Raw genomic sequence first — 21,866 nt, 5'->3', positions numbered from 1 at the left:
CTCAGCTAATATGCCACACTGAACGAAAAAGAAAAGTCTTTTCTCATCAATTGTTTGTCAGGTGCCTAAAAAAGTAGCGTCTTGGTGTTAAAGTGTTCATTGTCTCTGTTTTTCAGGAGGGTCAGCGATTCCGCTTCTAAAATCGATGGCTGCTAATTAGGGGTAAACACACTGTCTACTAGCGTTTAGGCATTGATGATATTCAAGATTGTCAGTGTAAAGGTTAATCGCGTTTATTGAACAGTCAGGTTTCATGGTCAAGACTAGATATTGAAATGATTACTTTTTACTGCTGAAGCGTATGTATAGCACTACCGTAATTCCGCTGAAACAGTCAGCTTAACCAAAGGAGATTTAACATGTGGAAAGGTTTGATATTAGGGGCGGTGATGATGCTCGTGTCTGCTTGTACAACCGTAACGACGGATGTTGATAAGCAAGCCGATTTTTCAGCTTACAGAACGTTTGATTTCGGTGCCCAAGCAGAAGCCCCTACGAGTATTGATGGTCGACGTATTGAACAAGGATTGGCTGAACAGCTTGAAGACAAGGGCCTAATTAAAGTGAATAGTGGTGGGGACCTTTACGTTCATCATGATATCGTCGAAGAGTCCGAGCTTGTCTCTTCTGGGTCTTCGGTGAGTTTCGGTTATGGTTGGAATAGCTTTGGCGTGATCACTTCAAGCCCGGAACGATACAAAGAACGTAAGTATGGCAAACTGGTGGTAGAGCTTGTTGATGCAAAGGCTAATCAGGTTGTGTGGAAAGGTGTTTCAAGCAGGAAACTGTCTGAGTCTATGAGCTCTGAGAAAAGAGAATCTCTGATTGAAGAAGAAATTGCGAAAATGTTTGAAAACTACCCTTACGGTGAAAAATAATTAGTATTCTTAACGATTAAGAATACTAATTGCCAATCGTTACGCACAGGGTTAAAAGAACTTATTATTTTGGTTTTGGTTACCTTTGTGCGTACGACTCTGATTGCTTTACTCGGACTACTTTTCTGCTTGTTGGCTCCGAGCATGAGTATGGCGCACTCATACCCAAATTTTCTTTCATTTCATAACCAGAATATTGCTGTTGACGCTAAGTCGAAGCACTTTTCAGAACACTCTGCCTCTCCAATACAACAAGACTATCCGAGTTTAAACAGCCGGAATATATTGAGGGTTAGCCATTCTAAGGAAACGAGCTCGAACGACGATGTAGAACTCGAATGGTTTGAAACGCTTGCTGTAGTTTGGTGGACACATCGTTCGGCAATTCACTCGATGGGGCTGCTAAAACGCATCGGCAATGAGGCTTTAGGTCGTTGTGTTGAAAGTATTTTTACTCATTCTAAATACAGAATCGGTGCGAGGAAAGAATCGAATCTCATATACCGCTTTATACATGCTCGCTAACACATTCCATGTTTTTACAATTTTTGGTTAGTTATGCTTAGGAGCGGTTTATGTTTGATTCGATAATTCAGGTCTTGAGTGCCTTTTGGCATCAAGATTTTACGGCGTTAATGGCGCCAGGCGGTGCAGGATTGGTTTATTTTGTTGTTGCTGCGCTTATCTTTTTGGAAAGTGGTTTTATTCCTGCTGCGCCATTCCCATGCGACAGTGTCGTCGTATTATCCGGTACGCTGGCGGCGGTTGGTGTCCTTGATCCAATAATGATAATGTTGGTGATAGCTGTTAGTGCGGGATTGGGAAGTTGGGCGGCTTACTTACAAGGCAAGTGGCTAAATCGCTTACCTAAGGTTCAAGGCTGGGTAAGCGCGGTTCCTCAAAAGCGTTTGGAACAGGTCGACGTATTACTCAGTAAACATGGATTGATTGCGCTTTTTTGTGCGCGGTTTATTCCGGTTGTTCGTTCCCTATTGCCATTAATGATGGGGTTGCGAGTGAAACGTATTAGTAAATTCCATTACTTTGCGTGGTTGAGTGCGGTTTTGGTTTATTGCTTCCCTTGTTACCAGAGAATATGAGCAAAACGATCACAATGCTATTAATGGCGGCCCCAATAATTACTCTCGTGATTGGGGTGCTTAGTTTCTTGTTTGTTAAAGCACGTCGAACGTTCTGTAAATCCAAGGATGTGTCAGAGTTTTCTCAGTAAAAAGAAAGGCGCAATGTATGCGCCTTTCTTTTTGAGTGTCGTTAGGGTTTCGAGTTTAATAGCCAATGCTATATAGGTACTCGCCAACCTCTTTACACTGAGACTTGTAGATAGTTTCTACTTCGGATTCATTCTTATCTGCTGCTTTAAATTCAAGCTCAGCAGAAGATAACTGACTGAAACTATAGTTTCTTTCAGACATTAGGTAGTGTCTGAACATCGCTCTGTGTTCAGGAACCGCAATACGTGCATTAGAAACATTGGCACACTCTAGCAGAGTCTCATTGCTCATTTCTTCTGGCTTTGCTTCTGTGTTAGCGAAGGCAGAGCCCGTTGCAAATAGTAATGCTAGTGCGATAGTCGTAGCGAATTTTGTCATTATATGGACCTCAAATTGGTTCTAGTAACAATGAGCGTATTGGTTCTCATCGTTACATTTCCGTGTTCTCTGTATGTCATAAAAAGTTAAACAACAGGGAAGGCGTTGCGACCATGAGTAAAGACGTACATCAAATTGGCTTCTTTTCTTCCTGAGAGTCGATAGAGAGAGCGTTTACTCATCAGCCCGCCATAACCATCAAGAGGTAAGCGAGATGCTTGTTTCGCCAATTCCAATAGTGGTGGGGAAGAGAAAGCAACAAGTAAAAAATAATCAGGAGTAAAATCTGATGATAAAACACCATCAGTGGCGGATGTTCGGCGGCAGGAAACCAGCGCTAACAACTCGCGCTTTATGTGCAGATAATAACCTTCTGAGCCCCAAGAACTTGGAGAGGCAAATGTATGGAATTCGCTGTGTGCTAGTTCAAAATCGTCTTGTTGCGCGAGTTTAAGTAAGCGTTCAGAGGTGTAATGTTTAGTGTGGTGATACGTATGCGCATATGAGGCAGCGATGAACCCTGAAAATAGGGACAATGAAAGCATCAATAATATACGGTGTAGATAACGCAAGAAGTAACCCTAAACATATAACGTCATAGACTATCACTATGACTACGGAATCTTAGTGACATTATGATAACAATGAAAATCGGTGTCTGACCAACTCAGCGTATACTAACGAGATGGAAGAGGGATGAACAGAGTTTTCTGATGTTATTTGGGTATAAGCTAATACCTAAATAATTTTAGCGTTGAGGCAAGCGAAAACTGGAGAAACACGTAAAGAGAGTCATGAGACAAGGAAGCTTGAGCCAATCCGATTATTTGTTAGGGAAGAAATAGAGCATTCTTCCCCACATAATTTGCACCGTGTTATGCGCTTGCATAAATAACACTGCCGCCTTTTATGGTGTCAATGATCTCACGAGACAACTTCTTTGGCAGTGCAGGGCAACCCCAACTGCGCCCAAGGTAACCATTCTTCTTGATAAAAGAAGGGTTAGCATAGTCGGCACCGTGCACCACGATATAACGCTCGCGAGCTTTATCGTTCAACCCTGAGCTTAGACCATCTAATCGAAGTGAATAACCATTTGATCCGTAGTAGGTAGTGTCAGTCAAAAACGTACCCAGCGATGTTTTACGCGAGTTCACCACATTTGAAAACTGCGTCGCTGTTTTCTTTCCACTGTTCACACCGTGAGAAACATAAGTATTGTAGATAAGCTTCTTTTTATCTAAATCAACCACATAAAAGCGTTTTTCAGTCGATGGTTTACTATAGTCGATGATGGTTAGTACTGATTTCTTTCTATCGGGTGTTTTTTGGTACGCGATGTAAGCGTCACGAAACAATTTAAAGTCTACTACGCCATCTAACTTTGCTTGTTTGAACACTTGTTCAATTTGATTCTGTGGTATGTGACTTTTGACTTCGTTATCTGCTTGTTTTGCAAAGGCAAAAGGAGAGGCAGACAGAAATGTCCATATAAATAATAAAATTAACTTTTTCATCTTGGCTAAATAAAACTCTATGGTGTTACAAATTTACCGATTGCTTCATGCATTCGTTAAAACAACATGCACATCAATATAATTCTATTCCCAATGTTTCTTATTGTACGCTTAGGTACTTAATATTGGGTTAACGATAAGTTTTCAAGTTAAAAACTAACTGTTTGAAACTAAAATAAATTATGAAGTTAATCGATTGTTTCGATAAACTTCGGCATAAATAATATCTGATATGCGTAATTAATAAAACTGTGTTTAAGGATATTTGTGAGATGGAGAATTTATAAAAACGACGTTTTATTTTTTCTAGATTAGAAACTCTTTTTATTTCAATGTGTTTGTCTTTTGTGCGTCTATTCAGCCTGCGTTTAGATTTGTGATTTGACTCGTAACAAATCGTAACGTCAACTCGTTATGTGTGTTAGTGCATTTTAAGTGAGTGGGTAAACAACAAGATGGATAAGAAAGGTAGAGAAATACCGAGAAGAAGGGCATTTCCTGTTCACAAGTGATAAAGCTAAGTCTAAGTGGAGCCGACAAATGAGCTTCTACACGAATCATTTAAGTCGGTGATCAGCAGTACAAAAGTAAAGTTTGTCAGCTTTTACTTATTTCCTTATGTCTTCAATTAAAGAAGTAAAAACAGAACTAAACTTACCAAAAAGTAATTCTATCGTTTTGATTAAATATTTAAATAACTGTGAGGTTTCATCGAAAAATAATAATACCAAAAATTAACGTACGAACTTATGTGGTTGCTTATATTATTGAAACTAAGGGTAAAGTCTTGTTTCTATATTATATAAGTACAGCAGCCACATACATGGCTTCTGTACTTAATCTTTAATAAGATGTCCCTTGAACAGTAATTGAACCTACTATGGAACCATCGAAGCGGCTATCGTCATTTGCGGATTGCCACCACAAATTCAGTTGTTCCTTACTCATTGGCTTACCAAATAAATAGCCTTGCATATAGTCACAGCGGTAGGCCGATAACCATTCATGCATAACATTGTGCTCAATACCTTCTGCGGTGACCGTTTTATTTTGAGCGTGGCATAGCTCGATGATGGGTTTGATCACATGACCATTGTTGGTTTTCATCAATGTAACGAGGAACTCTCGGTCAAACTTGATCTTTTGAACTGGATATTGAACAAGTTGAGTCAGCGATGTATAGCCAGAGCCAAAGTCATCAATGGCGAGACGATAGCCACGCTTCGACAGCTCATCAAGTAATGCTGTACCTTGTTGTTCTGCGGCAAAGGTTTCTGTTATCTCTAACTCAATACATTCTGGTTTCACACCGTTTTTGCTTGCTTGGTCATGAATATAATTCGCCATTTCGATGGAGTTAAGTTCTGCTGAAGAGAGGTTGATCGAAAGGACAATGTCTTTACCAAAAATATTTCTTAATTGGTGATATTCCGCTGTAGCGTTGGCGAAAACCCAGCGATCAATTTTATCAAATAAGCCCGCCTGTTCCGCGATTGGGATAAACTCTTTTGGAGGCACGGGACCAATGCCTTCCGCTTCCCAGCGCAATAATACCTCTAGTCCTTCAATCTCGTTGTCCCGATTATTCATATAGGGTTGAAAAACGAGATGGAACTCTTCTTCTACGTTGCTTTTTCTGAGCGCTCGCTCAAGCTGACTGCGTCTTTGAGACTCAACATTGAGAGCTGCTGAGTAATAAGCGTACTGGTTTTTCCCGGCTCGTTTGGCTTGATACATTGCCGCATCGGCACTGGAGAGTAATTTCGCGACGTCTGTACCGTCTTGAGGGTACTGAGCGATACCTACGCTCGCAGTCACGGGGAATGAATTGCTCCAAGATGGACTGAGATTGCTAATCGGTTTAAGCAACTCTGAGGCCAGCAAGTCAGGTAGACGTTGTACATCCTGATTTGAGCTCAATAAAATAGCAAATTCGTCACCAGACAATCTTGCTGCAAAACAGGGACTATCGTAGTCGTACGAGAATTTTTGACAGACATTTTTGATGTGTGATGAAAACACCTTTAATAAGTTGTCTCCCAGTTCATGCCCGTATTTGTCATTAACGTACTTAAAGTTATCGAGATCGACATAAATGACCCACAAATGCTGCGAAGGGGAGACGAGTTCACGAGTTGCAAGTTCATGGAAACGATGGCGATTAGCGAGTTGCGTTAGGTGATCCGTTTCAGCCAGGCGTTTTGTTTTCTTATATATGACGTTGAGCTCTTCATACATATCAAAAAAGCGTGAGGATAAGCGTCCTATTTCATCGTTTGTTTCTAGCTTTTCAATGTTGCCGCGTTGATTTGTTTCCAGCTCTTGTAGCTGTTTATCGAGGCGAGAAACGGGGTGTAATACATAACGATACAAAACCAAAACAATTAAGGTGATGGTGCAAAACGCTGCCACACCAAAGGAAAGGGCCAGTTCTAGCCACACTTTATCGACTTTATTCCACATCAAATATTCAGCGGGGGAGAGTACCGCATAAAAGTGTGGCAATAGTTCAATCGTCTGAGCGAGAGGAATATCGAGATAAATAGGCTTGTCGGCAAAAGTTATCACGCTATGCGTGTCGAACTCGATTTCGTGCTTGATCTCATTGAAGGCTTCGAGCGATACCGATACCACCACGAAAAAGACATTTTGCGGATCAAAACTCAGAGGTTGTGTCCCTGTTCGTTTGTCGATGAGTTCGTATTGCAGAAGAATACTTTGCCCGCTGGAATTGTAAATAAAGCCAGTATGGTTAAACGCTTCTCTCGTACTAAAGCTTCGCGAGATGTAATCCAATACCTTAGGGTCGACTACACCTGATGATTCGTAGTATTTATTTTCTGTGTAATAAAGAAGGTTTTGTTTCCCGTCGAGAATCGCCATGCTTGCATCGCCTGTATAGCCATGGCTTAACACATCTGCGGTTTCATCGAGTCGGTTAAACAACACGCGCTCACGATACGGATTGTTATGATTCACCAAGTAGTCTTGCAATACATCACTTTTGCTTAATGTGTATGCATAACTATTGAGGAATATGTTGGCTTGTCGGAACTGCCCTGCGAGCTTTTCCATTTGCAATTGGATATAGCTGTCTTCTCGCTTGATGAGCGTTACTTTTTGAATGCTGTAAATAATATAACTTGATACCAGCGCGCTTAATAAGATCACTGGCGCGACAAGCAAGATGACTCGATTGCTTAACTTCATTATGGCTTTTAGTTTCCGTTTGTGTCCCTACAAACGTCGCATACCATATAAGGTACTGAACGGATGATGTGTTTTGCAAATTGTAACCAGATTGTAAGGTGAGCGTTCTCCAAAATCAGACAACCATCCAAGAACTGTGATGATGTGTAAGGTTTCCATCTCATTAACTAGAGTGTTTCTCAGTAATGGGACGTATCTCTTTTTCAACTGTCTTTAAAAACCTCACTTCAAGTGTAGATTAAGCCAGTCATCGAAACGTTTCGATGGTAAAGTGTGACTCATGTACCTTTTTACTATTCGATGACTCGCTAATTACGGATCATTCTCACACCTTATCGATCTCACTCTGGTCAAATTACCACAACGAATTATTATTTCATCGAAACGTTTCGATGAGTTTTCTGTTAATAACGAAAACACTTTAAAACAGGCGCTCATGGTTGTATGAACGTGTAACCGAAAGGTCGATGAGATGAAAAAAAGTACCCTAATTAACTCAGATATTTCTTACTTGGTGGCGACGCTAGGCCACACCGATGAGATCACGATATGTGACGCTGGCCTGCCAATCCCTGAGCATGTACAGCGAATTGATTTGGCGCTAACGCATGGCGTACCAAGTTTTCTTGATACTGTTCGCGTGATTCTATCTGAGTCGCAAATCGAAGGGGTCATCATTGCGGAAGAGTTTTCTGATGTAAGCCCAGTTTTGCATCAAGCATTGCTTAACGAACTGAGCAAAGAGAGCGAAGAAACGGGTAAATCTATCGAGATCAGCTACGTGTCACATGAAGCATTTAAAGCACGCACGGCACAAAGCCGCGCTGTCGTTCGAACTGGCGAATGCTCGCCATACGCGAACGTTATCTTTCAAGCGGGCGTGGTTTTTTAAGCCAGAGATATTGAGGACAGATTATGACTCAAGCCATTCTACAACTGAGCGACATTGAGAAAGCGTTCCCGGGCGTGAAAGCACTGGACAAAGCGAGCCTGAATGTTTACCCAGGCCGTGTCATGGCGCTCATGGGAGAAAATGGAGCAGGCAAGTCAACATTGATGAAGGTGCTGACGGGCATCTATCACATGGATGCGGGTAGCATCCAATATCAAGGCCAACCTGCCGCGTTTAAAGGTCCACGTGACTCACAGGAAGCGGGCATCAGTATTATTCACCAAGAATTGAACTTGATCCCTGAACTGACGATTGCTGAAAACATCTATCTAGGTCGTGAATTTACCGGCACGATGGGGCGTATTCAGTGGGGCAAGATGTATGAAGAAGCAGACAAGTTGCTTCAACGCCTTAACGTAAAGCACTCATCGAAAAAGTTGCTTGGTGATTTGAGCCTTGGTGAGCAACAAATGGTGGAGATTGCGAAAGCGCTTTCGTTTGAATCAAAAGTCATCATTATGGATGAGCCAACCGACGCGCTGACCGATACCGAGACGGAGTCACTATTTAAAGTGATCAACGAACTTCGAGAGCAGGGCTGCGGCATCGTTTACATCTCACACCGTCTTAAAGAAATCTTTGAAATCTGTGACGACATTACCGTGCTTCGTGACGGTAAATTTATCGGTGAATGCAAAGTAGCAGACACTGATGAAGACGGCCTGATCGAAATGATGGTTGGTCGTAAGTTAGAAGAGCAATACCCACGTATTGATGTGCGACATGGCGAAACTTGCCTTGAAGTGATTGGCCTGACTGGCTCTGGCGTTCACGATGTGAGCTTCACGCTGAAACGCGGTGAGATATTGGGTATTTCTGGTTTGATGGGGGCAGGCCGCACCGAACTGATGAAAGTGATTTACGGCGCGTTGCCAAGTGAGCATGGTGTTATCAACCTCGATAACAAAACCATTAACCCGGTTAGCCCACAAGATGGCTTAGCAAATGGCATCGCTTATATCTCTGAAGACCGCAAAGGCGATGGCTTGGTGTTAGGTCTCTCGGTTAAGGAGAACATGTCACTTTGTTCACTCAATCAGTTGACTAAGGGCTTCCAAATCCAACATAGCGATGAAGTGATTGCCGTGGAAGATTTTATCAAGCTATTTAATATCAAAACCCCTACGCGCGACCAAATCATTGGTAACTTATCCGGCGGTAACCAGCAAAAAGTGGCGATCGCGAAAGGGTTAATGACCAAACCTAAAGTTCTGATTCTCGATGAGCCAACACGTGGCGTCGATGTCGGTGCGAAAAAAGAAATTTATCAACTCATCAACAAGTTCAAAGCCGAAGGCATGAGCATCATCTTGGTGTCTTCCGAGATGCCAGAAGTGCTCGGTATGAGTGACCGCATTCTGGTTATGCATGAAGGTCGTATTACTGGCGAATTCGATGCGAAAGACGCCGATCAAGAAAAATTACTCGCCTGTGCCGTAGGCAAAAAGATCAATGAGGAAGCAGCATGAGTACTAATACCATGAGCAAACCAACCGAAGCTAGCAACAAGAAGTTGTTCACAAAAGAGTGGTTGATTGAGCAAAAATCACTGATAGCACTGATTTTTTTGATTGTTGTTGTGTCATTTTTGAACCCGAACTTCTTTACGGTCGACAACATTCTCAACATTCTTCGTCAAACCTCAGTGAATGCCATTATCGCGGTAGGTATGACACTGGTTATTTTAACCGCAGGCATCGACTTGAGTGTTGGTTCCGTACTGGCGCTATGTGGTGCCTTTGCGGCAAGCATGATTGCGCTTGAAGTCCCGGTGCTGGTGGCGGTTCCGACTGCTTTAGTCGCAGGTGCAGCGTTAGGTGCAATTAGCGGCATCATCATTGCTAAGGGCAAAGTACAGGCCTTTATCGCTACGCTGGTTACCATGACGTTACTACGCGGTGTGACTATGGTGTACACCGAAGGGCGTCCAATCTCGACAGGTTTTACTGACACAGCTGATGCGTTTGCATGGTTTGGTACCGGCTACGCGCTAGGTATTCCAGTACCTGTTTGGTTAATGGTGGTCGTGTTCGCTGCGGCTTGGTACTTACTTAACCACACTCGCTTTGGTCGCTATGTTTACGCACTAGGTGGCAACGAATCAGCGACTCGTCTATCTGGTATCAATGTAGACCGAGTGAAGATTGGTGTATACGCAATCTGCGGTATGCTGGCAGCGCTTGCAGGCATCATCGTGACTTCTCGTCTGTCTTCGGCGCAGCCAACAGCGGGTATGGGTTACGAGTTAGATGCGATTGCTGCGGTTGTACTTGGCGGTACCAGCTTGATGGGCGGTAAAGGACGCATCATGGGTACGCTAATTGGTGCGCTGATCATCGGTTTCTTAAACAACGCTCTTAACCTACTAGACGTTTCCTCATACTACCAAATGATTGCCAAAGCAGTGGTTATCTTGCTCGCAGTACTGGTAGACAACAAAAACAAATAATCCATAACCATTAAATCCTGAATACAAACCGAGCCAGTGGGCGTGTGCTGGCTCACCCTACACAAAGGACTAGAACGATGAAAAAACTTGCAACTCTTATCTCTGCTGCACTTCTTTCTTCCACTGTATCAGTAGCGGCACAAGCCCAAGATACGATGGCGATTGTGGTTTCGACGCTAAACAACCCGTTCTTCGTAACGATGAAAGACGGTGCGGAAGCTAAAGCGAAAGAATTGGGGTACGACTTAATTGTACTGGACTCGCAAAATGACCCGAGCAAAGAACTGTCGAACATCGAGGATTTAAGTATTCGAGGCGTAAAAGCTATTCTTATCAACCCAACGGATTCTGATGCTGTGTCTAATGCGATTCGTATGGCGAACCGTTCTAAGATCCCTGTATTGACACTAGACCGTGGCGCAAGCCGTGGTGAAGTCGTGAGTCACATCGCGTCCGACAACGTGATCGGTGGTGAAATGGCAGGCCACTACATCATGGAAAAAGTTGGCGAAAAAGCAAAAGTAATTCAGCTTGAAGGTATTGCGGGCACATCGGCGGCGCGCGAGCGTGGTGAAGGTTTCATGAATGCCGTGAAGGGCAGCGATATGGATCTTCTTGCCAGCCAGCCAGCAGACTTTGACCGTACTAAAGGCCTAAACGTGATGGAAAACCTACTCGCGGCTAACCCTGATGTACAAGCGGTGTTCGCACAGAATGATGAAATGGCGCTAGGTGCACTTCGCGCCGTTCAAGCTTCTGGCAAAGACGTCGTTATCGTTGGTTTTGATGGCACGGAAGACGGCATTGCCGCAGTTAACCGTGGCAAGCTAGCAGCAACCATCGCACAGCAACCAGATCTTATCGGTGCTTTAGGTGTTGAAACGGCTGACAAAGTCTTGAAAGGTGAAAAAGTAGAAGAATACATTCCGGTACCACTAAAAGTAGTGACTAAATAAGTTTGACGTTCAATAAAGCGTCCTAATTTTTGCTCTCTCCTCCGTTTATATCTGTCGTTTAGGAGGAGAGGGCAAACATACCCAAGTGACTTAAAAATGCAGGGTATAGATGCCTTTGGCTTTTTATCGTGACTCCTTCGCTAAGGAGAGAAGTTAAAGTCATCTAATGTATTTTCCAAAATAGTTTTTCAAAAAAAGGGTTCATTCAGAACCGAGGATAACCGTATGAATAAGTTAGTGGTGTTAGGTAGTGTAAACGCTGACCATGTTCTTCAAGTGCCTTCTTTCCCTCGCCCTGGCGAAACGCTACATGGTCGCAACTATCAAGTTATCCCAGGTGGCAAAGGTGCCAACCAAGCTGTTGCTGCAGCTCGACTCAAGGCTGATATTGGCTTTATTGCTTGTGTAGGCGATGACTCGTTCGGCATCAATATTCGTGAAAACTTCAATATGGACGGCATCGACATCACTGGTGTGAAGATGCAACCAAACTGCCCAACTGGCATTGCGATGATTCAAGTGTCGGATAGTGGTGAAAACAGCATTTGTATTTCAGCAGAAGCGAATGCCAAATTGACAGCAGAAGCGATTGAGCCAGATTTAGATCGCATTCGCCAAGCGGATTACCTGCTGATGCAATTGGAAACGCCGATATGCGGCATTGAGAAAGCCGCGCGAGTGGCGAAAGATGCAAAAACTAACGTCATTTTAAACCCTGCCCCTGCTCGTGAACTGTCAGACGAACTGCTTGCTTGTATTGATGTCATTACACCAAATGAAACCGAAGCTGAAGTCCTGACGGGAGTAACGGTAACGGATAATGACAGTGCGCAAGAAGCGGCGAATGTGCTTCATAGCAAAGGTATCGAAATTGTCATGATCACTCTCGGTGCGAAGGGTGTTTGGTTAAGTCAAAATGGTAGAGGTGAGCTCATCCCGGGGTTCCGTGTTGACGCGACTGATACCACCGCAGCAGGGGATACGTTTAATGGGGCATTCGTCACTGGCCTGTTAGAGGGTTTACCTTTAGAATCAGCAATTAAGTTTGCACATGCGGCGGCTGCAATTTCTGTGACCCGCTTTGGCGCGCAGACGTCGATCCCAACTCGCGAAGAGGTGGACGCGTTTCTCGCTGCACAATAGGGCTTAAACGCCTCATCAATTAGGAGTAATAACATGGCGACGATGAAAGACATCGCAAAACTGGCAGGGGTTTCCACTTCAACAGTGAGCCATGTTATTAACAAGACGCGTTTTGTGAGTGAAGAGATCTCCGAACGCGTCAATAATGCCGCAAAAGAGCTCAACTACTATGCGCCATCTGCTTTGGCGCGAAGCCTCAAAGTCAATCGTACCAAAACCATTGGTATGCTGGTGACAACTTCAACCAACCCATTCTTTGGCGAAGTCGTAAAAGGCGTCGAACGCAGTTGCTATCACAAAGGTTATAGCCTCATTTTATGCAATACCGAAGGTGATAACGAACGCATGCGCCAATCCATTAATACGCTTTTGCAAAAGCGTGTCGATGGTTTGATCTTGATGTGCTCCTCGCTAGAGGGAGAGCGTATTGATGTATTTGAGCGTTATCCTGATATCCCTGTCGTGGTGATGGATTGGGGGCCGATGCTGTTTACGAGCGACAAAATTCAAGATAACTCGCTTCGTGGCGGTTACCTAGCGGCGAAATACCTGATTGATTGTGGCCACACAGAAATAGGATGTATCACCGGCCCTTTGATTAAACACCAAGCGCAAATGCGATACGAAGGTTACAAACGTGCGATGAACGAAGCAGGCTTGGAATTTAATGCCAACTGGATAATTGAATCGGACTTCGAATGTGAAGGCGGATATCAAGCATTTATGAAAATGGCGCAGCGAGGCGCCTTACCCAGTTCGATTTTTGTTTCCAATGATATGATGGCGATGGGTGTGATTAACGCCGCAAATGAGCTCAATATTAAAGTCCCGGAACAGATTTCAATCATCGGTTACGATGACATACATATCGCGAAGTTTATGTCGCCATCACTCACCACAATTCACCAGCCTAAATACCGTCTTGGGCAAGCTGCCGTGGAAACGCTTGTCCGAAAACTGGATGATAAATCAACAGAAGCGCAAGTCGTGCAATTAGAACCTACCTTAGTTGAACGAAAAAGTGTCAAGATATTAAAGTCAAGCAGCACTAGATGACCTGTGATGTTGAGCTAAAAAATCAAAAAAGTCGTTTCTCTTTATACTATAAAGCCTTACTATCACCATTGATTATAAATAAAAATATTAATTGTTGTCTGGCGGATTAGTTAAATGTTATCAAAAGGTTACGCTAAGTTCTCCGTAAAGCATCCTTGGTTTCACCGAGTTAATGTTATTGCGGTCATACTGATTTTTTTTGTGAGCTGTTATCAGCTCTTGGTGAATGAAGCATTCGAGTACGCAATTGGGTTTGTTATTACACTTTTGGCGTCAGCTTTATTTGCATCAGCTTCCGCATTCAAAAAGCGCTATTTAGGTTTGGATTCTTAGGCGTGTTAATTTCCAAGCGGTTCAATTGAGTCATTTATTGCTTTCAAGCAAATATTGAACTGAATTATGATCGAGTGCATCAAGAGGGGGACAAATGTCCTCCTTTTTGTTAGGTGTCACGCCCTAATATAGGCATATACCCCAACAAAATAATAAAGGACATCGATATGGACCTACTTGCCTTACTCGATATAAACAACACCCTGGTTAACATTCCAATTGGCGGCGGTTACGCAATGAGTTGGATCGAAGCTTTCGGTACGGTTTTTGGATTGCTATGCATTTGGTTTGCTAGCCAAGAAAAAACCATCAACTACTTATTCGGTTTGCTGAATGTCACTCTTTTTGCCGTTATCTTTTTCCAAATTCAGTTATACGGATTATTACTTCTTCAACTGTTTTTCTTCTGTGCGAACATTTACGGTTGGTATGCGTGGACTCGTCCAAACGCGGAAGGTGAAACGCTGGAAGTACGCTGGTTAAACAAACAGAAACTCATCGCCACTGCTTCTATTAGCGTTGTGTCTATCGCGTTGTTAACCATCTACATCGACCCCTTTTTCTTTGCATTAGCAAACATTGCTGTTGATAGCTTGAATCTATTTGGTGCAGGTTTGGCTGATCCGGTACTTGAACCTGATGCGTTCCCGTTTTGGGATGCAACCATGACAGTACTTTCTGTTGTTGCACAAATTCTGATGACACGTAAATATGTGGAAAACTGGATTCTTTGGGTTGTGATTAACATCATCAGTGTTGGTATCTACGCGACACAGGGTGTTTATGCGATGTCCGTTCAGTATGCGATTTTGATGTTCATTGCTGCCAATGGTACGCGTGAATGGGCCCGTAGCGCCAAGCGCAATGGCGATAAAACCTTAGCTCAAGCTGCAGCTTAAGGAACGAAAAATGGCGAAACAACCTCATATTGGTGTTGATGAAACACAAGTCGCTCCTCTCGTCATTGTATGTGGTGAGCCAGACCGAGCTAATCGTATTGCCGCATTATTGGATGATGCAGAAATGATCTCGGAAAATCGCGAGTACCGTGTTTTTACTGGCAAATACAAAGACCAGCCTGTTTCAGTATGCAGCACAGGTATCGGCGCCCCATCGATGATCATCGCAGTTGAAGAGCTAAAACAGTGCGGCGTAACTCATGTGGTACGTGTTGGATCGGCAGGTGCGATGCAATCAGGCATTCAGCTTGGCGAGTTGATCATTGCCGAAGGTGCGGTAAGAGATGAAGGCGGCTCCAAAGCGTATGTGGATTCGGCTTATCCGGCGTACGCAAGCTTTTTCTTATTAAAGGAAGTTGAGCGTTACCTGTCAGTACAAGAGGCGCGTTATCATTTCGGTGTGGTACGTTCTCACGACAGTTTCTATACCGATGACGAAGATGCGATATGCCAATACTGGAACAAGAAGGGCGTCTTAGGTGCCGATATGGAAACCTCAGCTCTGTTTGCCGTTGGCCGATTACGTGGCCTTCATGTGGCTTCGATCTTAAATAACGTCGTTCTGTACCAACAAGATGTGAAAGAAGGGGTTAGTCAGTACGTGGATGAAGCGAAAGTAATGATGCAAGGTGAGAAACTTGCTGCAACGACGGCGCTAGAAGCGTTGATTGCTCAGAGCTAGTCCGTACGAACTTCAGTCACTCTTATAAATCAATGAATGTAAAGCGACAGGCCACTGTCGCTTTTTTATTTGGTGTTACGGGGTACAATCCACCTGAGATAGTTATCAGTAACTTTTCTGAGAGAGCAGAGAATGAAAATCAGCCCGTATCCAACTGGCCGCTTCAAAACATACCTTGAAAAAAAGAGCGTTGCCTTTCGTGAGATGATCTATCAGTGTCAAATTAGTACGCGTTACTTTGATGCTGGGGAAGAAATTCTCCGTCAAGGTGAGCAACTTCAGTACTTATATGTTGTGCCAGTAGGTCGAGTGTCAATGAGCATATTGGCCGCGAATGGGCGACGCTTTCAATTAGGAGAGGCAAACTGCGACTACCATATCTATGGTGAAATGGAGTACTTCACTCAGACTCCTTGCCAATGGAATGTGATTGCAGATGAGCACATGCAGGTTGATGTCATCTGCATCCAAAAACTAACTGAAGCGCTACAAAAGCATCCAGAAATGATGGTGTTCTTTGCTTCAGCGTTGGCCGAAGATTATCAAGACTCTATGGATATCTATACCAATCGGTTATTGCATCCCATTACTTATAATATTGCGTATGATCTTTTCGTCCGTAATCAAACCAACACATTGCTCGGTGGCTTTGACAAAGTAAATCAAGAAGCTGAGCGATTTGGTACTTCTGGCCGTGTTTATCGACGTGCAGTTAAAGATTTGATTGAAAAGGGATTGATTGCAAAAACGGAAAACGGGTTGGAGATTATTGATGAGCCAGCACTCAAAGCATTTATCGAAGCGCATGAATGATACACCTAGATATTGCAATGAATGGTTTTTATAAGTCTTTGATATAGTTGAAGCTAGAATAAGCGTAACTAATGTAAAGTACCTTAAATTTTGTTGAATGCAGTAAAGAGTAACGCTATATTGCGAACGCGCATGATAATAGATCTCATTAAGGCTTAACAAAATGAAAAAATTCGTCGGTGCGGCTATGCTGTCGCTATTTACTGTTTCTCCTTCTTTCGCTGCTAAGGTTGTGATTGACCATTACATGGGTCAAACCGAGCTAGAACAATCACCAGAACGCGTGGTTGTGATTGGCTTTGGACCGCTAGATGCGCTGGACAACTTTGGTATCGATCCTGTTGCAGTCTCTAACTCTTCTAATCTGCCTAGCTACCTTTCAAAATACAGCAAAGATAACTACACCTCTGCGGGTAGTTTGTTTGAACCTGACTTTGAAACCATTTACATGCAAAAACCGGATTTGATATTGGTTGGTCCGCGAGCGTCTGCGAAATATGAAGAGCTGAGTGAAATTGCTCCTACGGTCGTTTTTGCTGCGAAAGAGAATCAAGGTTACTGGGAAGGTACGCAAGCACAGTGGCGCAATATTGGTAAAATCTTCGATATCGAAGAAAAAGTAGAGCAGAAAATTGAAGCGCTAGATGCTCAATTCAAAGCAATCCGTGACTACAATCAATCAAATAACAATGATGCGTTAACGATTTTAAGCATGGGTGACAACATCAGTGCGTTTGGATCTCAATCGCGATTTGGTGTGATTTATAACGATTTCGGTTTCTTGGAAACAGTTGAAAACGTGAAGACGGGCACTCACGGAGATGTTATTTCTTATGAATTTATTCGTGAAGCTAACCCGAAAAATATACTCGTAGTTGACCGCAATTCGCTGAAAGGCACGCCAGATAACGATATTCGTAAGTCCATGGATAACGACTTAGTTAAAGCAACCGCGGCATATAAGAATCACAAAATCACTTATTTAGATGTGGACGCGTGGTACTTGTCGATGTCTGGCGTGACTGCAACAGAAAAAATGGTCAGTGAGATCAAGCAAACCGTTGAACTGTAATCCAAGATAGCAGAGGTTAACTTTGAAAAAGTTATTGCTAACCCTTGTGGTTTTAAGCACGGTTTCGTTATTTGTTGGGGTGGCAAACATGACGCCCCAACAGTTATTTTCGGGTGATGAGAAAGCGTTAGAGCTTTTCTTTACCAGCCGTATACCACGTTTATTCGCCATACTGCTTGCTGGTGCAGGCTTAAGTATTGCAGGCCTTATTATGCAGCAAATCAGCCAGAACCGATTTGCTGCACCTTCTACAACCGGTACGATCGAATGCGCCATGCTGGGCTATGTACTGAGCGTGGTTTTCTTTGGCAACGACAATCACCTATGGCTTGTCTTCGGTATTTCGGTGTTCGGGACGCTAGCATTTATTTTCTTTATTCAACGCATTCAATTTAAGAGTGTGGTCTTTGTGCCACTTGTCGGAATTATTTTCGGCAACGTCATCCAATCCATGACCACGTTTATCGCTTACAAATACGATGCACTTCAAAGTCTGAATGCTTGGACAGTCGCAAACTTCGCCAACATCTTACGTGGTGACTTTGAGCTACTGTACATCGCGGTACCAATGGCTATTCTCAGCTATCTTTTTGCCGCACGGATTTCAGCCGTGGGTATCGGAAAAGATTTCGCGGTTAACTTGGGGTTAAATTATCAGCAGGTTGTCACGATTGGCGTGCTGTTGGTGTCCATCATGTCGGCAAGTGTCGTGATGATTGTTGGGCAACTGCCATTCCTGGGTCTGATTGTGCCAAATCTCGTTAGTCACTTTTATGGTGATAACCTCAAAAAGAACATCCCGCTTACGGCCATGTATGGGGCGACTTTAGTGCTGTGTTGCGACTTGGTGAGTCGTTTGATTATCTTCCCTCATGAAATGCCAATCTCTATCGTGATCAGCATATTGGGTGGCGTGGTATTCATCGCGATGTTGTTGCGAGGTAAGCAACATGCGTGATTCAACGAAAATCCTACTGCTAGGTGGCATTGCGGTACTTTTTGCATGTTTGTTTATTGGTATTGGGCTAACGGCTGACAACTACCAGTATTTTTTATCTCGTAGAGTTCCTAAAGTATTGGCGATAGTGCTAGCGGGTGTGGCTATTGCTCAGTCTTCACTTGTATTTCAAACCATTACGCACAACCGAATTTTAACGCCAAGTATCATGGGGTTTGATGCGTTGTATGTGTTGACGCAAATTTTGATCGTGCTGATTTTTGGTGGTTTGAGTACTTTAGTTCTTAACTTGTACGTCAATTTCACGATTGCCGTAATTGTAATGGTGTCGTTTTCGTTATTGTTGTTTGGTTTTTACTTTTCTAAAGGAAGCAAGAACTTGATTACGTTGCTATTGGTCGGCTTGATCTTTGGTCAGCTATTTTCCAATGCGGCGTCATTTTTCTCTTTGCTGATGGATCCAAATACGTTTGCAATCGTTCAATCGAAACTTTACGCCAGCTTTAATAATGTCAAAGTGAATTTGGTTTACTTTAGTGCGCCAGCTTTGATGTTTGCATGTTGGTTGCTATTTAGTATGCATCGCACTTTAGATGTGTTTTGGCTCGACCAAGACAATGCGAAAAGTTTGGGCGTCGATGTACCTAAGGTGACGCGAAATGTATTCATTATCTCGGCGGTTCTGATTGCTATTTCTACGGCTCTAGTGGGACCAATTATGTTCTTTGGTTTGCTGGTAACCAACTTAAGCCGAGAAATGTTCAGAAGTTACCAACACAAAACGCTACTGGTTGGTTGTTCGTTTCTCTCCATCAGCTCGTTACTGGCTGGGCAATGGATTATCGAGAACGTATTCAGTTTTGAGACGACGTTGAGTGTCGTTATTAACTTTATTGGTGGTGCGTATTTCTTATACCTACTACTGAAAAACAAAGTTGTATAAATATGATAGTGATAGACAAATTAACGAAGGCCTTCGGTTCAAATAAAGTGGTTGATGAGGCCAATACTCAGTTTGAAAAGGGCAAGGTAACATCGATTATTGGCCCGAATGGCGCGGGAAAGAGCACGCTGTTATCTATGGCTTCGCGCTTAACGGAGCGGGATGGTGGTAGTGTTATCATTGATTGCAAGGAAATTGCGGAATGGGACACTAAAGAGTTAGCGAAAAAGCTGGCGGTACTTCGTCAAGCCAACTCGATTACCATGCGATTTACCGTGAAGGAGTTGGTCTCTTTTGGCCGTTTCCCATACTCCAAAGGAAATCTGACCAAAGAAGATCATGCGGTGATTGAACAAGCGATCGACTACCTAGATTTACAAGGTATCCAAGACAAATATTTGGATGAGTTAAGTGGTGGTCAGCGACAGCTTGCGTTTATTGCCATGGTGATTGCACAAGATACAGACTACGTTTTTCTTGATGAACCACTTAACAATCTAGATATCAAACACTCTCTTCAGATCATGAAAGTCGTGCAGCGGTTAGCTCATGACATGAACAAAGCCATGGTGGTGGTAATTCATGATATTAATTTCGCAGCGTGCTACTCGGATGTCATATTGGCGCTTAAGCAAGGCAAAGTTGTGGCAAGTGGTGCGGTGGAAGAGGTGATTCAGGCGTCTACGCTAGAGGATATCTACGAAACGCCGTTTAATATTATCGAATTAAACGGCAAGCGCATGTGTACTTACCACTAATCCAACCTCAGTGCTTAATGAAAGCGATTCTTCAATGAGGATAGATAGGCGAGTTTACTTGGTGAGCTCGTCTATGATTGGGCATCGGCTTTCAGCGTCTCCCGGACAAGAAGAAACCCAACCTTCAAGTTGCGTTTTGATCTCCATAAGGTGCGCGATTTTTTCTTCAACCTCTCTCAGCTTATCCATGGTTCTTGCTTTTACTTCGCTGCTTTTTCGGTTGGGATTATGGGCAAGCTGCACAAACTCTTTGCATTCTTGCAGTGAAAAGCCAGCGTTTTTTGCGCGTGATACTAAGTTAAGCTCTTGAATATGATTATCTGAATATTCGCGATAGCCAGAGTCGCTGCGCGCTGGTGGAGATATGATCCCTTTGTCTTCATACAATCGAATCGACTTAGATGAAAGCCCAGTAAGCTTTGCGACAGCACCAATATTCATGTTCAACCTCCATAACGTTTAAGGCGAGTATATACCGATGTTGTGGATAAGACACTCCTAAATAACAGTCAGTTACCTGGGGCCTCTTTACTCTTTTATCACTTCATGCGGTGGTACACCAAATACCTTTTTGAAAGCGCAGGTGAAGTTGGAAGGGTGGTGGTATCCGGCTTCATAAGCCGCTTCCGTGATCGTCACTAGGCCACGTTCCAAATGTTGCCTCGCAATCTCAAGGCGACGAAAGCGAATATAACCATTTACGGTCATATTGAGTGATTGTTTAAATCGGCGCTGCAGGTTTGAAACACTCATTGAAAACACGCTTGCCAACTTTTCTAAGCCTAGTTCTTGCTCAAGGTGAGTTTCTATATAGCTAACAATATCCTCTATTCGACCATCTGTGTGCCGTTCAAGGTTATTTTTATTAGCACTGAAGTTCTTGGGGATTTGCTCAGTCGCTTGATGCAAAATTTGATAGATCAAGCTTTCAACTTCCAACTTATCTTGGAATTCTTGTGGTGATTCTCGGCTTGTCAGCGTTTCAGCTAGTTCGCATAACGCCTGATTAAGCTCTAGAGGATGAAACGCCTGATGAGAGTTAAAAAAGGACCGATGACGACAGGTTTGGTCAAGGCGAGCCTCTAGCCACTGGGGCTTAACCAATATGTTGATCTTATTAATGAGGTTATCTTTGAGCAGTGAGCGACGAAAGTTTGCAGGTTTGAGTAGGTTCACCACGACACCTTTAGGGCCGTCGCCTGCGTCTAAATCAAATTGCAAATCGTCATAGCCAAACGAGAGCTTGCCTTCTAAAAGAATAGTGACCAACAGTGAGGCGTGGGCAGTAGAAACAATATGTGAATCAACAAGCTCTAGGCAGCGTCCACCATGAACAAAGATTTGATCATTGTACTGATATGATAGGAATTTGCCTTCTGCCAGTTGAGTTTGACAAGGTTGACCTTGAGTGACGATCCACTGTTTTTCTGTGGCTTCCAGTTTTTGGGTTAAAGCGATCTTGGCAATTCTAGTTCGTTTTGGTGTGACTTCCTGCATTTGACACTTCCTCATAACACTTGTGCGATTTCGCATAATCAAATCGCCTTTGTATTTATAAAACTCATGCTTATTATACC

General features: G+C 43.3%; 20 protein-coding genes and 1 pseudogene. 15 read left to right on the top strand and 6 right to left on the bottom strand.

Annotated elements, in window-relative coordinates; genetic code table 11:
* Positions 1-359 precede the first annotated feature (359 nt).
* Positions 360-878, top strand: a complete 519-nt coding sequence (locus tag ACHFJ9_RS02050; RefSeq protein ID WP_005397138.1) for a DUF4136 domain-containing protein — start codon at positions 360-362, stop codon at positions 876-878.
* 575 nt (positions 879-1,453) lie between these two features.
* Positions 1,454-2,109 (top strand): annotated as a pseudogene (locus ACHFJ9_RS02045) (DedA family protein).
* 55 nt (positions 2,110-2,164) lie between these two features.
* Here the strand turns inward: ACHFJ9_RS02045 and ACHFJ9_RS02040 are convergent.
* From ACHFJ9_RS02040 to ACHFJ9_RS02025, 4 genes are all read right to left on the bottom strand, one after another.
* Positions 2,165-2,488, bottom strand: a complete 324-nt coding sequence (locus ACHFJ9_RS02040) for a hypothetical protein (protein WP_046875977.1) — start codon at positions 2,486-2,488, stop codon at positions 2,165-2,167.
* An 86-nt stretch (positions 2,489-2,574) separates the two neighbouring features.
* On the bottom strand, positions 2,575-3,033 hold the full coding sequence (locus ACHFJ9_RS02035; protein ID WP_005397143.1) for a hypothetical protein: 459 nt from the start codon (positions 3,031-3,033) through the stop codon (positions 2,575-2,577).
* Between the two features lie 330 nt (positions 3,034-3,363).
* Positions 3,364-4,005, bottom strand: a complete 642-nt coding sequence (locus tag ACHFJ9_RS02030; protein WP_006741014.1) for a murein L,D-transpeptidase catalytic domain family protein — start codon at positions 4,003-4,005, stop codon at positions 3,364-3,366.
* Positions 4,006-4,848: 843 nt separating this feature from the next.
* A complete protein-coding gene (locus ACHFJ9_RS02025) occupies positions 4,849-7,215 on the bottom strand; it encodes an EAL domain-containing protein (protein ID WP_395354997.1) in 2,367 nt (788 codons plus the stop codon).
* A gap of 472 nt (positions 7,216-7,687) precedes the next feature.
* On the opposite strand from ACHFJ9_RS02025, the gene rbsD reads away from it, so the two are divergent.
* From rbsD to vctC, 13 genes are all read left to right on the top strand, one after another.
* A complete protein-coding gene (rbsD, locus tag ACHFJ9_RS02020) occupies positions 7,688-8,107 on the top strand; it encodes a D-ribose pyranase (protein WP_005397153.1) in 420 nt (139 codons plus the stop codon).
* Positions 8,108-8,130: 23 nt separating this feature from the next.
* Positions 8,131-9,636: a ribose ABC transporter ATP-binding protein RbsA gene (gene rbsA / locus ACHFJ9_RS02015; RefSeq protein ID WP_395221494.1), complete on the top strand. Its 1,506-nt coding sequence runs from the start codon at positions 8,131-8,133 to the stop codon at positions 9,634-9,636.
* Positions 9,633-10,616: a ribose ABC transporter permease gene (gene rbsC, locus ACHFJ9_RS02010; RefSeq protein ID WP_006741011.1), complete on the top strand. Its 984-nt coding sequence runs from the start codon at positions 9,633-9,635 to the stop codon at positions 10,614-10,616. The genes rbsA and rbsC overlap by 4 nt, the downstream gene beginning before the upstream one ends.
* A 77-nt stretch (positions 10,617-10,693) precedes the next feature.
* Complete coding sequence (gene rbsB / locus ACHFJ9_RS02005; RefSeq protein WP_005397160.1) at positions 10,694-11,572, top strand: ribose ABC transporter substrate-binding protein RbsB; 879 nt, start codon at positions 10,694-10,696, stop codon at positions 11,570-11,572.
* A gap of 225 nt (positions 11,573-11,797) precedes the next feature.
* A complete protein-coding gene (rbsK, locus tag ACHFJ9_RS02000) occupies positions 11,798-12,715 on the top strand; it encodes a ribokinase (RefSeq protein ID WP_104970609.1) in 918 nt (305 codons plus the stop codon).
* Positions 12,716-12,748: 33 nt separating this feature from the next.
* Positions 12,749-13,771 carry a substrate-binding domain-containing protein gene (locus ACHFJ9_RS01995; protein ID WP_104970610.1) on the top strand — a complete coding sequence of 341 codons (1,023 nt, stop codon included), beginning with the start codon at positions 12,749-12,751 and terminating at the stop codon, positions 13,769-13,771.
* A gap of 500 nt (positions 13,772-14,271) precedes the next feature.
* The gene (gene pnuC, locus ACHFJ9_RS01990; protein ID WP_005397168.1) at positions 14,272-15,003 is read left to right on the top strand and encodes a nicotinamide riboside transporter PnuC; all 732 of its coding nucleotides are present in this window, start codon (positions 14,272-14,274) and stop codon (positions 15,001-15,003) included.
* Between the two features lie 10 nt (positions 15,004-15,013).
* Positions 15,014-15,745, top strand: a complete 732-nt coding sequence (locus ACHFJ9_RS01985; protein WP_395354992.1) for a nucleoside phosphorylase — start codon at positions 15,014-15,016, stop codon at positions 15,743-15,745.
* Between the two features lie 132 nt (positions 15,746-15,877).
* On the top strand, positions 15,878-16,558 hold the full coding sequence (locus ACHFJ9_RS01980) for a Crp/Fnr family transcriptional regulator (protein WP_005397172.1): 681 nt from the start codon (positions 15,878-15,880) through the stop codon (positions 16,556-16,558).
* 163 nt (positions 16,559-16,721) lie between these two features.
* On the top strand, positions 16,722-17,630 hold the full coding sequence (locus ACHFJ9_RS01975) for a siderophore ABC transporter substrate-binding protein (protein ID WP_104973603.1): 909 nt from the start codon (positions 16,722-16,724) through the stop codon (positions 17,628-17,630).
* A gap of 22 nt (positions 17,631-17,652) precedes the next feature.
* Positions 17,653-18,588, top strand: a complete 936-nt coding sequence (vctD, locus tag ACHFJ9_RS01970) for an iron chelate uptake ABC transporter permease subunit VctD (RefSeq protein ID WP_041853077.1) — start codon at positions 17,653-17,655, stop codon at positions 18,586-18,588.
* Complete coding sequence (gene vctG, locus ACHFJ9_RS01965) at positions 18,581-19,531, top strand: iron chelate uptake ABC transporter permease subunit VctG (RefSeq protein ID WP_012842333.1); 951 nt, start codon at positions 18,581-18,583, stop codon at positions 19,529-19,531. Before vctD ends, vctG begins: the two co-directional genes overlap by 8 nt.
* 2 nt (positions 19,532-19,533) lie before the next feature.
* Positions 19,534-20,289, top strand: a complete 756-nt coding sequence (gene vctC, locus ACHFJ9_RS01960) for an iron chelate ABC transporter ATP-binding protein VctC (RefSeq protein WP_005397181.1) — start codon at positions 19,534-19,536, stop codon at positions 20,287-20,289.
* Between the two features lie 54 nt (positions 20,290-20,343).
* Here vctC and cueR read toward each other — a convergent pair whose 3' ends face one another.
* Positions 20,344-20,730 carry a Cu(I)-responsive transcriptional regulator gene (gene cueR, locus ACHFJ9_RS01955; RefSeq protein WP_012842332.1) on the bottom strand — a complete coding sequence of 129 codons (387 nt, stop codon included), beginning with the start codon at positions 20,728-20,730 and terminating at the stop codon, positions 20,344-20,346.
* 87 nt (positions 20,731-20,817) lie between these two features.
* Positions 20,818-21,786 (bottom strand): helix-turn-helix domain-containing protein, encoded by a 969-nt coding sequence (locus ACHFJ9_RS01950; RefSeq protein ID WP_257888465.1) that lies wholly within the window; start codon positions 21,784-21,786, stop codon positions 20,818-20,820.
* Between the last annotated feature and the right edge of the window lie 80 nt (positions 21,787-21,866).

The sequence above is a fragment of the Vibrio sp. D3 genome (assembly GCF_043995865.1).
Classification (GTDB): domain Bacteria; phylum Pseudomonadota; class Gammaproteobacteria; order Enterobacterales; family Vibrionaceae; genus Vibrio; species Vibrio diabolicus.
The sequence above is the reverse complement of the archived record's forward strand: the minus strand, read 5'-3'. Positions and strand labels throughout refer to the sequence as shown.

Bases quoted from the DNA above. Each gene is read 5' to 3' on its own strand.
- rbsK (WP_104970609.1), top strand. From the start codon at position 11,798: ATGAATAAGTTAGTGGTGTTAGGTAGTGTAAACGCTGACCATGTTCTT.
- ACHFJ9_RS01950 (WP_257888465.1), bottom strand. From the start codon at position 21,786: ATGCAGGAAGTCACACCAAAACGAACTAGAATTGCCAAGATCGCTTTA.
- rbsA (WP_395221494.1), top strand. From the start codon at position 8,131: ATGACTCAAGCCATTCTACAACTGAGCGACATTGAGAAAGCGTTCCCG.
- ACHFJ9_RS01985 (WP_395354992.1), top strand. From the start codon at position 15,014: ATGGCGAAACAACCTCATATTGGTGTTGATGAAACACAAGTCGCTCCT.
- rbsD (WP_005397153.1), top strand. From the start codon at position 7,688: ATGAAAAAAAGTACCCTAATTAACTCAGATATTTCTTACTTGGTGGCG.
- rbsB (WP_005397160.1), top strand. From the start codon at position 10,694: ATGAAAAAACTTGCAACTCTTATCTCTGCTGCACTTCTTTCTTCCACT.
- ACHFJ9_RS02050 (WP_005397138.1), top strand. From the start codon at position 360: ATGTGGAAAGGTTTGATATTAGGGGCGGTGATGATGCTCGTGTCTGCT.
- vctG (WP_012842333.1), top strand. From the start codon at position 18,581: ATGCGTGATTCAACGAAAATCCTACTGCTAGGTGGCATTGCGGTACTT.
- ACHFJ9_RS02040 (WP_046875977.1), bottom strand. From the start codon at position 2,488: ATGACAAAATTCGCTACGACTATCGCACTAGCATTACTATTTGCAACG.
- ACHFJ9_RS01995 (WP_104970610.1), top strand. From the start codon at position 12,749: ATGGCGACGATGAAAGACATCGCAAAACTGGCAGGGGTTTCCACTTCA.
- vctC (WP_005397181.1), top strand. From the start codon at position 19,534: ATGATAGTGATAGACAAATTAACGAAGGCCTTCGGTTCAAATAAAGTG.
- ACHFJ9_RS01975 (WP_104973603.1), top strand. From the start codon at position 16,722: ATGAAAAAATTCGTCGGTGCGGCTATGCTGTCGCTATTTACTGTTTCT.
- pnuC (WP_005397168.1), top strand. From the start codon at position 14,272: ATGGACCTACTTGCCTTACTCGATATAAACAACACCCTGGTTAACATT.
- cueR (WP_012842332.1), bottom strand. From the start codon at position 20,730: ATGAATATTGGTGCTGTCGCAAAGCTTACTGGGCTTTCATCTAAGTCG.
- rbsC (WP_006741011.1), top strand. From the start codon at position 9,633: ATGAGTACTAATACCATGAGCAAACCAACCGAAGCTAGCAACAAGAAG.
- ACHFJ9_RS02035 (WP_005397143.1), bottom strand. From the start codon at position 3,033: ATGCTTTCATTGTCCCTATTTTCAGGGTTCATCGCTGCCTCATATGCG.
- ACHFJ9_RS01980 (WP_005397172.1), top strand. From the start codon at position 15,878: ATGAAAATCAGCCCGTATCCAACTGGCCGCTTCAAAACATACCTTGAA.
- ACHFJ9_RS02025 (WP_395354997.1), bottom strand. From the start codon at position 7,215: ATGAAGTTAAGCAATCGAGTCATCTTGCTTGTCGCGCCAGTGATCTTA.
- ACHFJ9_RS02030 (WP_006741014.1), bottom strand. From the start codon at position 4,005: ATGAAAAAGTTAATTTTATTATTTATATGGACATTTCTGTCTGCCTCT.